The organism is Leclercia sp. TB492 (genome assembly GCF_049974505.2).
Classification (GTDB): Bacteria; Pseudomonadota; Gammaproteobacteria; order Enterobacterales; family Enterobacteriaceae; genus Enterobacter; species Enterobacter adecarboxylatus_C.
The window spans coordinates 2,036,605-2,049,302 of record NZ_CM127572.1 but is presented as its reverse complement, the minus strand read 5'-3'; the positions used below and the strand labels follow the sequence as shown (position 1 = coordinate 2,049,302).

Here is a 12,698-nt window from a genome sequence, read left to right as displayed (position 1 = left end):
ATGGTATGAATCTTAGCAGCTTTCGCCCTCTAATCAGCACTATTTCTGCTAACTATACTGGACTCCACACAACAACACAGCCCGGTGCCGCTTATGAAAACATTTACCCGAAAACTGACAGCTGCCATACCTGCGATGCTGCTATGCGCATCTTTAAGTGGAGTAACAACAATGAGTTATGCAGATACTACGAATCCGAACGCGCCCGTTTCGATGATCGCGAAATGGGATAAGACCTTTGCCGAAAGCGATAAAGTGGAGCACCGTAAGGTCTCCTTCCCGAACCGCTACGGGATCACCTTAGTGGCCGATCTTTACCTGCCCAAAGACCGGGGCGATCGCAAGCTGGCGGCAATTGCGGTCAGCGGGCCATTTGGCGCGGTGAAAGAGCAGTCCAGCGGCCTGTATGCCCAGACCCTGGCTGAAAAAGGGTTTGTGACCCTGGCCTTCGACCCTTCTTACACTGGCGAAAGTGGCGGCCAGCCGCGTAACGTCGCCTCTCCGGATATCAACACCGAGGACTTTAGCGCGGCGGTGGATTTCCTGGGATTACAGAAAGAGGTGGATCGCAACCGCATCGGCATCCTCGGCATCTGCGGCTGGGGCGGGATGGCGCTGAACGCGGCATCCATGGACACCCGCGTGAAAGCGGTCGCCACCAGCGTGATGTACGACATGAGCCGGGCGATGGGCCACGGCGTGGGCGATGGCAAAGACCGCTACTCTGCGGCCGATCGGCATGCTGTTCTGCAGTATCTGAACGAGCAGCGCTGGAAGGATGCTGAAAACGGCACCGTCGCCCACGGTGGTCACGATATTAATGTCGACCAGAACGGCAAAGTCACCGCGGCGGAGCGTATTCTGCCGGAAGCCCTGCCTGCGGATCCGCATCCGATCCTGAAAGAGTTCTTTGATTACTATCGGGTACCGCGCGGTTTCCACGAGCGCTCCGTGAACTCCACAGGCGCATGGACCGCGACTATGCCGCTGTCGTTTATGAACATGCCGCTGTTGAGCTATGCCAATGAGATCGCTATTCCAACGCTGATCGTGACCGGTGAAAAGGCGCACTCCCGCTACTTTGCTGAAGATGCGTACAAAGCCGTCGGCAGCAAACAGAAAGAGCTGGTGGTTGTTCCGGGTGCTAACCATGTCGATCTGTATGACAACGTCGCCGGTAAGATCCCGTTTGCACAGTTTGAGCAGTTCTTCAAAATCAGCCTGAAATAATCCTCTACGCCACCTGTTTCTGGCAGGTGGCGATATTTTCCCCAGCGTGAAATCTGACTATGTCCACACTGAGCCAAACCACACAGAGTAACGAGCGCGCGTACTGGGGCGGTATTTTCGCCATGACCCTGTGCGTATTTGTCCTGATTGCATCGGAGTTTATGCCGGTCAGCCTGCTGACCCCCATCGCCAGCGATCTGGGCGTCACCGAGGGTCTGGCCGGCCAGGGGATTGCTATCTCCGGCGCGCTGGCGGTCCTGACCAGCCTGAGCCTTTCTCATATTGCCGGGAATATGAATCGTAAAACCCTCCTGCTGGGCATGACGATTTTGATGGCGGCATCCGGGCTGATTATTGCCTTCGCCTCCAGCTACCTGGTCTATATGGCCGGGCGCGCCCTGATTGGGATCGCCATCGGCGGATTCTGGTCCATGTCTGCGGCGACGGCCATTCGCCTGGTGCCGCAGCATCAGGTCGCCCGTGCGCTGGCGATTTTCAACGGCGGTAACGCCCTGGCGACGGTGGTCGCCGCCCCGCTCGGTAGCTATCTCGGGGCCACTATTGGCTGGCGCGGGGCCTTCCTGTGCCTGGTCCCGGTCGCAACTGCAGCCTTTATCTGGCAGTGGTTTAGCCTGCCGGACATGAAGGGGAACAAAAGCCAGTCCTCAGGCGGAACCGTCTTCCGCCTGTTCCGCCTGCCAGTGGTGTCTATCGGTCTGCTGGCCTGCGGCCTGTTCTTTATGGGTCAGTTCGCGCTGTTCACCTACGTGCGCCCGTTCCTGGAGACGGTCACCCACGTCAGCGCCGCTGGCTTATCGCTGATCCTGCTCACCATCGGCGTGGCGGGTTTTATTGGCACGCTGATCGTTGCCCTCTTCCTGAACGCCAGATTTTACCTGACGTTAATGGCGATTCCGCTCCTGATGGCTGCTATCGCCGGGATGTTAATCCTGACCGGACACAGCGTCTGGAGCGTCGCCCTGCTGTTGGGATTCTGGGGACTGCTGGCCACTGCTGCCCCGACGGGCTGGTGGACGTGGATCGCCCGTACCCTGCCCCAGGATGCAGAGGCTGGCGGCGGGTTGATGGTGGCGGTGATCCAGCTCTCGATTGCGCTGGGCTCGACGGTGGGCGGGATGGTATTCGATAACGTCGGCTGGCAAAGCACCTTTGCAATGAGTGGGATTTTGCTGCTGAGCGCGGTGGTGCTGACCTGGTTCACTTCCCGGAAGAGCGCGGAGGCGGGTTAGTCAGAGGCCCCGGAAATTTATCCGGGGCTGCAAATCAGAGAGAAAGCTCGGAGTCTTTGATATTGGCGATGGGTCCCAGGATCGCACTATCAAATGTGCGCACTGCCCCACGTGCGGCAACGCGTTCAGGCCAGTCATGATTTGCCAGAGCGCCGCGGCCAAGGGCGATAAAATCGGCCCCCTTCGCCATAACTTCTGTCGCCCGCGCCTCATCGTGGAGACTGCCATTGGCCATAATTGTCAGCTGAGGCGCATACTTACGGGCCAGCTCGATCAGTGAGAGCGCGTTGTCCGGGAATGCGGGCTGCCAGGCTTCATATTCAGTCAGGTGCAGATAATCGATACCGGAATCAGCAAGCAGCGTAAACACCACCCGGGCATCGTCTTCACCGTTAGCCCATTTATGGTAAAAGTCATTTACTTTCCCCTGTGAGATGCGAATGCCCACGGGGATATTCTCACCAACCCGTTCTCTGACAGATCGAATCACGTCCAGAATAAGTTGAAGGCGGCCTGCGGTATCACCGCCCCAGCGGTCAGTTCGCTTATTGGTGTAATCCGTGAAAAACTGATCGAGAAGATATCCATTTGCGCCATGGATTTCCACGCCATCAAATCCCGCTTCAAAAACAGCATACGAGGCTGCATCGGCAAAACTTTTGATAATGTCCTGTATTTCATTTTCGCTGAGTTCACGCGGAACAGGATAATCACCTTCACCACGATAAAACGTCATCTGCTTGCCTACCGGACGAATGGCGCTGGGTGCGACTGTTCCATCCCGATAATAATTGCCCTGCGACAACGCCCCGGCGTGCTGGATTTGGGCAAAAATCAGGCCGCTCTGCTGGTGTACTGCGTTTGTGACCTTGCGCCATCCTGCAACCTGTTCCGGGCTGGTTAACCCAGCCTGGAAGGCATAGGTCTGCGACCATGCTTTATCAATATAAATGCCTTCCGATATCACGAGAGCAAAGCCACCCCGGGCAAAATCTTCGTAGTACAGCTTCATACGTTCGCTGGCTATACCGTCCTCTGAAGCGGTGACACGGGTCATGGGGGCGACGACGAGACGGTTTTTTAAGACAACCTTTCCAATATGCCCCGGGGTAAAAAGAGATGATCTGTTCATAAGTTGCTCCTGATTAATTAAATCGTGAACGCACTATAATCATTGTTTAATCAGGCTTAAACGGGGCAAAATGATAAGGTTGTATAACGATTATCGTTATAATCCTGATGGCCGATCCATAACATTTGCGCTGATTCAGATACCGGAGCCGCTATGAATTTGCAGGATGTTTCACTCTTTCTCGTTATCACCGAAACGCATAGCCTTACCCAGGCGGCAAAACGGCAGGGCATTTCCGCAATGGCCGTTTCAAGACGTCTCGCATCGCTTGAACACGAACTGGGTACGCGTCTTTTACAGAGAACAACCCGATCTGTTTCGTTAACCCAGGAAGGAATGGAGTTTCTGCCCTATGCCCGGGCACTTATTGAGGCAGAGACAGGAGCCCGGGCGCTGTTTTCTCCCTCCATGCAGGGCGCAACCGGGTTACTGAGGATCACTGCGCCTTCAGGGTTCGGGCGGCGGAATATTTTGCCTCTTGTTTCTGGCCTGCTGGCAGAGAATCCAAAATTGAGCATCGACCTTCAGTTAAGCGAGGATGTGATTGATATTGTCGGGAAAGGGTTCGATGTCGCTATACGTATCGCGCCATTAAAGGATTCAACGCTTATAGCCCGAAAAATTGCTGATAATCCTCGTGTAGTCTGCGCCTCGCCTGATTATCTGAAGGCGAAGGGTATCCCTTATTTCGCTGAGGATTTAATGCAGCATAATTGCCTGAGGCTCAGCAGCGTGCCTCAGTGGATTTTCAAACGTGATGGGGAAGATGTCAGGGTCAACGTCGAGGGGCGTTTCAGCTCAGATAATGTTGAAGGGGTCAGAGAGCTGTGTGTTCAGGGGCTGGGCATTGCGCAACTTACCCGCTGGGATGTCATGAAAGAACTTCGCAAAGGTACGCTTGTTGAGATTAATTTCTCTGATGCGAGCCCGCAGGATTTAGCGGTCTGGGCCCTTCTCCCTACCACACGTTACCTTCCCCTCCGGGTCAGCACTTTTATGGAGAAATTAAAGTCATCGCTGGCATCCCTGAATTGACCCGTAAGCTCCGGCTAAAATGTTTACCCTGGAGCTAACGGGAATGTGCTGATGCACATGTTTTGCCAATCCAGCCGCTTTAATCCGGAGAAGGCCCACGTTCCAGGAAGGTCGACAGCGCAATATAACTGCGCACGGAACGCACACCCTCCACACTCTGAATCTCCATCAGAAAGTTTTCCAGCGATTCGGTATCCGCTGCCCTCACCTTTATCAGCACGCAGCCGTCACCTGCCACGGTATGCAGTTCCTCGACCTCTTTGCGGCTGGTGAACTGGAGTAGCGCCCGGGTCGCCTGATAGCTGCTGGTATCAATGACGAGGAAGGTTAACAGCGTCCGACCTAGCTTGCAGCCATCCAGTACCGCTACGGTGCCTTTAATCACCCCGTCACGTTTTAAACGCTTCACGCGATCGTGAACCGCCGGTGCCGACAGATGCACGATCTCGCTCAACTCCACGTAACTGCGTCCTGCGTCTTCTGCCAGCGCGCCTAATATTTTTCGGTCGATCGCATCCATTTCCGCCGGTTTATGCCTCACCTGCTTAATACCTTCTTTTTCTTTATCAAATGCGCTCATATAGCCTCGATAGCACAATAAAAACGTGAATATACTAGATTCTACTTAATAAAATTAACCACACAACAATTAATGGAGTTGACATGCCCATCGCACTTTTCGCCCTCGCCGTCGGCGCATTCGGGATCGGTCTGACCGAGTTCGTTATCGCGGGGATCCTTCCGCAGATCGCGGCTGAATTTAAGGTCAGCATCCCCTCTGCCGGTCTGATGGCGACGTCTTACGCTCTCGGCGTTTTTGTTGGTGCGCCACTGATGACCGTTCTGGGTGCGAAAATCCCGCGCAAGACCATGCTGATCGGTCTGGCGCTTATTTTCACCCTCGGTAATATCCTGACGGCGGTGGCCCCCACGCTGACCCTGGCGGTTGTAGGCCGGGTCATCACCTCGTTCAACCATGGGGCATTTTTTGGTATTGGCTCGATCATCGCAGCCTCGCTGGTGGCACCTGGACGCCAGGCCAGCGCCATCGCCTTTATGTTCTCGGGGCTGACGCTTGCCAATCTGCTGGGCGTTCCGGTGGGGACCTGGCTCGCCCAGACCTTTAGCTGGCGGCTGGTTTTCTGGGTTATCGCCGGGATTGGCCTGCTGACAATTGCCAGCATTGCTCTGCTGGTTCCTCGCATCGAAAAAGGCAAGGCCATTGCCCTGAAAACGGAACTGCGCGCCTTTGTTGATCCTCAGGTTCTGCTGGTGATGGGCATTACCGTCTTTGGTCCGGCGGCCTTTTTCACCTCCATTACCTATATCGCGCCCATGATGATCGAGGAAGGTGGCTTTTCCGCCAGCGGCGTGGCGTGGCTGATGGTACTGTTTGGTCTTGGCCTGGCGGTAGGAAACGGGATGGGGGGACGCTTCGCGGACCGTTCGCTGTTTGGCACGCTTTTCGTTACCCTTGCAGCACAAGCGATTGTGTTGCTGGTCTTCTGGATGGGCGTGAATAATCAGATTGTCGCCGCGACCTGCGTTTTCCTGATGGCAGCGTTTGGCTTTGCCACGGTTTCCCCCATTCAGAAGCTGGTGATGGATCGCGCCAGCCAGGCGGGCGCGCCTACGATGGCAGCGTCGGTCAATATTGGGATGTTCAATCTGGGTAATGCGCTGGGTGCATGGGCAGGCGGCGCCACCATAGCCGCCGGGTTTGGACTGGCCTCACCAAACTGGGCGGGGGCGCTGCTGTCGGTTATTGCGCTTGGGCTGGCTGTGCTGGCGTGGCAAAGCGCGCGGAAGGGATATGTATTGCAGATGGAGGCTGATTAACCCTGGTTGACATCTGGATAATGCGGCCCAGACGAATCGGGTAATGCGGGTCGATGGGTTAACCCATAACAATGAATCCGCAAACAAGCCAATAAAAAAGCCCTGTTCAACAGGGCATCACTTCAAAATAAAAGGTAATGAAACGATTAGAACTACCCTGCATTAACGCATAGTCAGACCGCCATCAATCGATATGGACTGGCCTGTAACGTAGGACGACGCATCGCTGGAGAGCCAAAGCACGACATCCGCAATTTCTTCCGCCCTGCCATGACGCTGCATAGGAACGCCCTGAACCATTGCCTCCAGCGCCTCTTTCTGACCGGAGGCGACCATGGCATCAACCATAGGGGTCCAGATCAGGCCCGGGCAGACGGCGTTGACGCGAATGTTGCGCGCGGCATACTCAAGCGCAGCACTTTTCGTCAGGCCAAGCACGCCATGCTTGGCGGCGTGGTAGTTAGCGCGTTCTGCCCCGCCCACAATCCCGCCGATTGAGGAGCAGTTCACAATCACGCCGCTGCCCTGCTTACACATCTGCTGCAGTTCGTACTTCATACAGCCCCAGACGCCGCGCAGATTCACCGCCGTGACGCGGTCGAAATCTTCTGCTGTCGCATCCGCGATCTCAGCCAGCACATTCTGGATCCCGGCGTTGTTGAAAGCGATATCGAGGCGGCCGAAGGTGGCGACGGTCTCCTGCACCATCGCGGCGACCTCATCCAGATCCCCCGCATTGCAGGCATTAAAGCCAGTGCACGCGCTTGTGATTCCAGGCATTACCCTGTCTGCGCAGCACCTGGAACAGCTTCTTAAAACCGTACCGGGGATAACGTTCAGCCGCTTCTGTCAGCGCCAGGATCACGGGCTCATCCCGGCGGAGATCGGGCTGGTAAAATACACCGTCCTGCTGATATGTTTTCGAAAGCGGCCTAGAGTCACAGCATGTGATTTGCGCCGAATCTTGCAGTAATTTTCGTACCAGCAGTTAAGCGCATCTTCCACGTTACTGGCTTTAAGCGTTCCTCAGCCTGAATCTTAATCTGAATACGCGGATCACGTCAGCCAGCCATGCACGGCATTCATCACGCTTTTCTCTGGCTTGATTCAGGGACATGTCCGGGTACTTACCCAAAGTGAACCAGACAGGAGCAGCTAGCCCACCAGCCAATCTGTAGAAGAATACAAAACTGACAACCCCCTTCGCACTCACACGAACTGAGAGCCCTTTCCCATCAGCAACTGTGACCTATTTTTCTCTGGCTTTACCCAGATATCCCCTGATCGCCTTGTCGCTCAGTTTGTTCTCGCCTGCCATTTTTAGCCCCTAAAAAGCAATACAAGCTGCAATACAGAGGTGATTGCAACACACAGATAACGAGGAAAATTCAGTGAAAGGAGTAAAAGACTTATTTTTAATAATCAAAAGATTAAATACAAAACCAGCAACTACACGAAAACCTCAGAAAGCTATGCTAAGTGCTTGAAAGATATGAATCCGCCTATAAGACATTCCGTAAGCGCCAGAATATGAGTGACAAAACCTGGGCTGGATCCGTAGTTGAAGCCGCGATAAGCATGGATTATTTAGGCGGAAGAAATAAATTACGTGAAACAGTCATACAGCGCGGTTTCAAATTGAAATAACGGGGGGCTATCAACCTTGCAGCTGAATTTTGGGCTCTTTTTTTGAGCCCTCTGTGGCGTGGCTTAAGTTCCGCTTTTCACTCAATATTCAGCGCCAGGCAATCAGAACTGTTTCAGCGCGAACGCCTCTTGTACTTCCTCTCCACAACTGGGCTGACGCGCATGATTATTAAGCGACCCGGTTAATTAGCAGCCATTCCTTAACTGGCGCAGTTTGCGATAGTTATGCGGCGACATCCCGACATATTTGTTAAATGTGCTGTAGAAACTACTGCTGGAGTGGAACCCTGCGGTGAGAGCGATATCCAGAATCGACTTGTCCGTATCGCTAAGAAGTGCCCGCACATGGTTAATGCGCATCGCAGTAATATATTGCTTCATGGTGAGCTGCATCACGCGCTGAAATATCCCCATCGCATAATTCGGATTGAGTTTGACGTGTTCAGCAACCTGTTCGATGGTCAACGCCTGGTCGTAATTATTGCCGATAAACTCCAGCATTTGGCTGACATAAAATTGTGCATGGCGTGACACATTGTTACCGCTGCTGCGCGTACGGGCGGGTTTATTCACCAGAATCGGCTGCCAACCTGACAGGCTAAAACGTTTGAACATAAGGCAGATTTCATCGATGACTAACTGGCGAATTTGCTCGTTGGGGCTTCTGATCTCCTCCTGCCAGCGCTGAACTTCAAAGGGGCTAAGCTGCTGCGCGGTCAGGGATTTCAGCACCGTACCGTGGGTGACATGATTGATAAGCTGCCGGTCCAGCGGCCAGGAGAGAAAAAGATGCATAGGAAGACTAAAAATAGCCATATTTTTGCATTCACCAGGACGGGTGAGCTGATGCGGAGTACAGGCCCAAAATATCGTGATATGTCCCTGCTTAATCTGCACCGTTTCATTATTGATTAAGTATTCTACGTCGCCGTCAAAAGGGACATTCACCTCGACCTGCCCGTGCCAGTGGCAGGCTTCCATATGCTGAGGCCTGCGTAGCTCAATATCCATGCGTTGGTATTCGGAGTAAAGCGATAAAGGACTGCGCGTATTGCTATCGGTGCTGCTGCACATATCCGGGTCGGGCGGAAGGCTATTTGGGATGATATTCATTGTTCTCTCCGTTTCCTGAATTGTCAGAAATACTGGCACAAAAGTCTTTCTGTGGCTGTGAGAATGAGAAAAATTTGGCGATATAAGCGGGCAGTTATCAGTCTGTTAGCCGAGAATATCTGCTTTCCTGACGAAAAAATCCGGAAAACTCATATTTAAATGGGTGATGAAACCAATCTGAGTTTTCCGGAATGCTAAGTAAGGAAGAGGGAGGAGAACCGGTGCACGACATGCCAATCTGACGGGGTTTACTTATGCCACGGAGAAAGAAAATGTCAGCACCAAAAATTACCTTTATCGGCGCAGGCTCGACGATTTTTGTTAAAAACATTCTCGGAGATGTTTTTCATCGCCCGGCGCTGAAATCGGCCCATATCGCCCTGATGGATATTGATGAAACGCGTCTGGAAGAGTCACATATTGTAGTGCGTAAACTGATGGACTCCGCAGGTGCCTGCGGAAAAATCACCTGCCATACCGACCAGAAACAAGCCCTTCAGGATGCTGATTTCGTTGTGGTTGCTTTCCAGATTGGCGGTTACGAACCCTGTACCGTCACGGACTTTGCCGTCTGTAAAAAGCACGGCCTGGAACAAACTATTGCCGATACCTTAGGCCCTGGCGGAATTATGCGTGCCCTGCGCACCATCCCGCATTTATGGCAGATTTGTGAAGATATGACGCAAGTGTGTCCGGATGCCACGATGCTTAACTACGTGAATCCGATGGCGATGAATACCTGGGCTATGTATGCACGCTACCCGCAGATTAAACAGGTGGGGCTGTGCCACTCGGTGCAGGGAACGGCTGAAGAGCTGGCGCGTGATTTATCTATCGACCCGGCGTCCTTGCGCTATCGCTGCGCCGGTATCAACCATATGGCATTTTATCTCTCGCTTGAGAAAAAAAATGATCAGGGTGAATACGTCAGTATTTATCCGGATCTGCTGAGAGCTTACGAAAGTGGCGAAGCGCCGAAGCCCAATCTGCATGGCAATCCGCGCTGTGAAAATATCGTCCGCTACGAGATGTTCAAAAAGCTGGGCTATTTCGTGACGGAATCTTCTGAGCACTTTGCAGAATATACGCCCTGGTTTATTAAGCCTGGCCGCGAAGATCTGATTGAGCGTTACAAAGTCCCATTAGATGAGTACCCAAAACGTTGTGTTGAGCAACTGGCTAACTGGCGCAAGGAACTTGAAGAGTACAAAACGGCAGAACGCATTGACATCAAGCCATCACGTGAATATGCCAGCACCATTATGAACGCGCTGTGGACGGGTGAGCCAAGTGTTATCTATGGCAACGTGCGCAACGATAACCTTATCGATAACCTGCCGCAGGGCTGCTGTGTTGAAGTAGCGTGCCTGGTGGATGCCAACGGTATTCAACCGACCCGTGTTGGCACACTACCCTCACATCTGGCAGCGCTTATGCAAACCAATGTTAATGTTCAGACCTTACTGACCGAAGCGATTTTGACAGAGAATCGCGACCGCGTTTACCACGCCACGCTGCTTGACCCTCATACCTCAGCCGTCCTCGGAATTGAAGAGATTTATGCCCTGGTTGATGACCTGATTACAGCACACGGTGACTGGTTACCGGCCTGGCTTCATCGCGCATAACCCAGTACGCCGGGCGTCATGCCCGGCTTCTCACATATCTAATAACAGAAGGAAGGCACTGGTGACAGTGGCCTGGTACCCTATATGAGCATATCAATTACAACAAAACTCAGTTATGGATTTGGGGCGTTTGGTAAAGATTTCGCTATTGGCATCGTTTACATGTATCTGATGTATTACTACACCGATGTTGTCGGTTTATCGGTAGGCCTGGTGGGCACGCTGTTTTTGATCGCAAGGATTTGGGATGCCATCAACGATCCGATCATGGGCTGGATAGTCAACAGTACCCGTAGCCGCTGGGGGAAGTTTAAGCCGTGGATTCTGGTGGGGACGATAGCCAACTCGATTGTTCTGTTTTTACTGTTCAGTGCGCATCTGTTTGAAGGCACAACGCAGGTAGTGTTCGTCTGCGTAACCTATATCTTATGGGGCATGACCTACACAATCATGGATATTCCGTTCTGGTCGATGGTACCCACCATTACCCTGGATAAACGTGAACGCGAACAGTTGGTACCTTTTCCACGTTTCTTTGCCAGTTTATCCGGGTTTATCACCGCAGGCGTTACGCTACCGTTCGTCAACTATATCGGCGGCGAAGACCGAGGTTTCGGCTTCCAGATGTTTACGCTTGTATTGATAGCCTTCTTCATTGCCTCAACCCTCATCATGTTACGCAACGTGAAAGAGGTCTACTCGTCAGACAGTGATGCAACCGAAGACAGTAGCCGCCTCAGCTTAAAGGCCATAGTGGCATTGATCTATAAAAACGATCAGCTTTCTTGCCTGCTGGGTATGGCGCTGGCTTACAACATCGCAGCAAACATTATTACGGGGTTCGCGATTTATTACTTCACCTACGTTATAGGTGACGCCAGCCTCTTCCCCTACTACATGTCTTATTCGGGGGCGGCAAACCTGTTAACTCTGATCCTGTTCCCGCGACTCGTAAAAGCGTTGTCACGCCGCTTACTGTGGGCGGGAGCATCGGTGCTACCGATTTTTGGCGGTGGGGTGCTGCTCTGGATAGCGCTGGCTGGGTATCACAATGTGTGGTTAATTTCCCTTGCCGGAATTTTGCTGAACGTAGGGACAGCCTTGTTCTGGGTGCTACAGGTCATTATGGTGGCGGACACCGTAGATTATGGCGAGTACAAACTCAACGTTCGGTGTGAAAGCATTGCCTATTCGGTTCAAACGATGGTGGTTAAAGGAGGCTCGGCGTTTTCTGCATTCTTTATCTCCCTGATACTTGGCATCATCGGTTACGTACCAAATGTTGCGCAGTCTGAAAGCACCGTAACCGGTATGCAGTTCATCATGATTGCGCTTCCGGCGCTCTTCTTCCTGATCACCCTGATCTTCTACTTCCGCCTCTACAAACTTAATGGCGATATGCTGAGAAAAATACAGATCCACCTGTTGGATAAATATCGTCACTCCACAGCGCCTGTAGAAACGCAATCATCCAGCATCAGCATGACGAAACCATCAGACGCGAAGGCGTAACCATGGAATGGATATCTGTAATTGGTTACATAGCGGCAAGCCTGACAACATTGTCATTCTTGCCCCAGGCGGTAAAAGTGATTTCCACACGCAATACGCAAGGCATCTCCGGCCTGATGTACGCGATGTTCGTTTGCGGACTGATGATGTGGTTTTTATATGGGCTATTAATTAACGATTTGGCTATTAGCGCGGCAAATCTTTTGACATTGCTGTTTGCTCTGCCCGTCTTAATTATGAAATACCGCTTGCGCTAAGGCAGGCCAGATAAGCGTAGCGTCATCCGGAATTTTTCTTTGGAATAACAGATAA

12 protein-coding genes and 1 pseudogene are annotated in these 12,698 nt (G+C 52.6%); 7 read left to right on the top strand and 6 right to left on the bottom strand.

Going from position 1 to position 12,698, the window contains the following annotated elements; translation table 11 throughout:
• Positions 1 to 93: 93 nt before the first annotated feature.
• Together ACP4QI_RS09645 and ACP4QI_RS09640 are read left to right on the top strand one after the other, a co-directional pair.
• Positions 94 to 1,230 carry an alpha/beta hydrolase gene (locus ACP4QI_RS09645; RefSeq protein WP_285127790.1) on the top strand — a complete coding sequence of 379 codons (1,137 nt, stop codon included), beginning with the start codon at positions 94 to 96 and terminating at the stop codon, positions 1,228 to 1,230.
• A gap of 59 nt (positions 1,231 to 1,289) precedes the next feature.
• A complete protein-coding gene (locus tag ACP4QI_RS09640) occupies positions 1,290 to 2,480 on the top strand; it encodes an MFS transporter (protein WP_285127791.1) in 1,191 nt (396 codons plus the stop codon).
• 34 nt (positions 2,481 to 2,514) lie between these two features.
• Here ACP4QI_RS09640 and ACP4QI_RS09635 read toward each other — a convergent pair whose 3' ends face one another.
• Positions 2,515 to 3,612: an oxidoreductase gene (locus ACP4QI_RS09635; RefSeq protein WP_426494784.1), complete on the bottom strand. Its 1,098-nt coding sequence runs from the start codon at positions 3,610 to 3,612 to the stop codon at positions 2,515 to 2,517.
• A gap of 153 nt (positions 3,613 to 3,765) precedes the next feature.
• Here ACP4QI_RS09635 and ACP4QI_RS09630 point away from each other — a divergent pair, with 153 nt between their 5' ends.
• On the top strand, positions 3,766 to 4,647 hold the full coding sequence (locus tag ACP4QI_RS09630; RefSeq protein ID WP_426494785.1) for a LysR family transcriptional regulator: 882 nt from the start codon (positions 3,766 to 3,768) through the stop codon (positions 4,645 to 4,647).
• 79 nt (positions 4,648 to 4,726) lie between these two features.
• Here the strand turns inward: ACP4QI_RS09630 and ACP4QI_RS09625 are convergent, their stop codons facing one another.
• Complete coding sequence (locus ACP4QI_RS09625) at positions 4,727 to 5,227, bottom strand: Lrp/AsnC family transcriptional regulator (protein ID WP_426494786.1); 501 nt, start codon at positions 5,225 to 5,227, stop codon at positions 4,727 to 4,729.
• 83 nt (positions 5,228 to 5,310) lie between these two features.
• Here ACP4QI_RS09625 and ACP4QI_RS09620 point away from each other — a divergent pair, with 83 nt between their 5' ends.
• On the top strand, positions 5,311 to 6,486 hold the full coding sequence (locus ACP4QI_RS09620; RefSeq protein ID WP_426494787.1) for an MFS transporter: 1,176 nt from the start codon (positions 5,311 to 5,313) through the stop codon (positions 6,484 to 6,486).
• A gap of 162 nt (positions 6,487 to 6,648) precedes the next feature.
• Here ACP4QI_RS09620 and ACP4QI_RS09615 read toward each other — a convergent pair whose 3' ends face one another.
• The 4 genes and pseudogenes from ACP4QI_RS09615 to melR all read right to left on the bottom strand — a co-directional run bounded on the left by ACP4QI_RS09615 (position 6,649) and on the right by melR (position 9,246).
• On the bottom strand, positions 6,649 to 7,266 hold the full coding sequence (locus ACP4QI_RS09615; protein ID WP_426494788.1) for an SDR family NAD(P)-dependent oxidoreductase: 618 nt from the start codon (positions 7,264 to 7,266) through the stop codon (positions 6,649 to 6,651).
• A pseudogene (locus tag ACP4QI_RS09610) lies at positions 7,241 to 7,404 on the bottom strand (IS3 family transposase); the annotation flags it as partial. The gene ACP4QI_RS09615 and the pseudogene ACP4QI_RS09610, both read right to left, overlap by 26 nt.
• Positions 7,405 to 7,501: 97 nt before the next feature.
• Positions 7,502 to 7,699: an Arm DNA-binding domain-containing protein gene (locus tag ACP4QI_RS09605; protein ID WP_426494789.1), complete on the bottom strand. Its 198-nt coding sequence runs from the start codon at positions 7,697 to 7,699 to the stop codon at positions 7,502 to 7,504.
• Between the two features lie 620 nt (positions 7,700 to 8,319).
• Positions 8,320 to 9,246 (bottom strand): transcriptional regulator MelR, encoded by a 927-nt coding sequence (gene melR / locus ACP4QI_RS09600; RefSeq protein ID WP_142489322.1) that lies wholly within the window; start codon positions 9,244 to 9,246, stop codon positions 8,320 to 8,322.
• Between the two features lie 272 nt (positions 9,247 to 9,518).
• Here melR and ACP4QI_RS09595 point away from each other — a divergent pair, with 272 nt between their 5' ends.
• The 3 genes from ACP4QI_RS09595 (at position 9,519) to ACP4QI_RS09585 (ending at position 12,643) form a co-directional block, all read left to right on the top strand.
• Positions 9,519 to 10,874 carry an alpha-glucosidase/alpha-galactosidase gene (locus ACP4QI_RS09595; RefSeq protein WP_426494790.1) on the top strand — a complete coding sequence of 452 codons (1,356 nt, stop codon included), beginning with the start codon at positions 9,519 to 9,521 and terminating at the stop codon, positions 10,872 to 10,874.
• 84 nt (positions 10,875 to 10,958) lie between these two features.
• On the top strand, positions 10,959 to 12,386 hold the full coding sequence (gene melB / locus ACP4QI_RS09590; RefSeq protein ID WP_426494791.1) for a melibiose:sodium transporter MelB: 1,428 nt from the start codon (positions 10,959 to 10,961) through the stop codon (positions 12,384 to 12,386).
• 2 nt (positions 12,387 to 12,388) lie between these two features.
• Positions 12,389 to 12,643: a SemiSWEET transporter gene (locus ACP4QI_RS09585; protein WP_142489319.1), complete on the top strand. Its 255-nt coding sequence runs from the start codon at positions 12,389 to 12,391 to the stop codon at positions 12,641 to 12,643.
• Positions 12,644 to 12,698 lie beyond the last annotated feature (55 nt).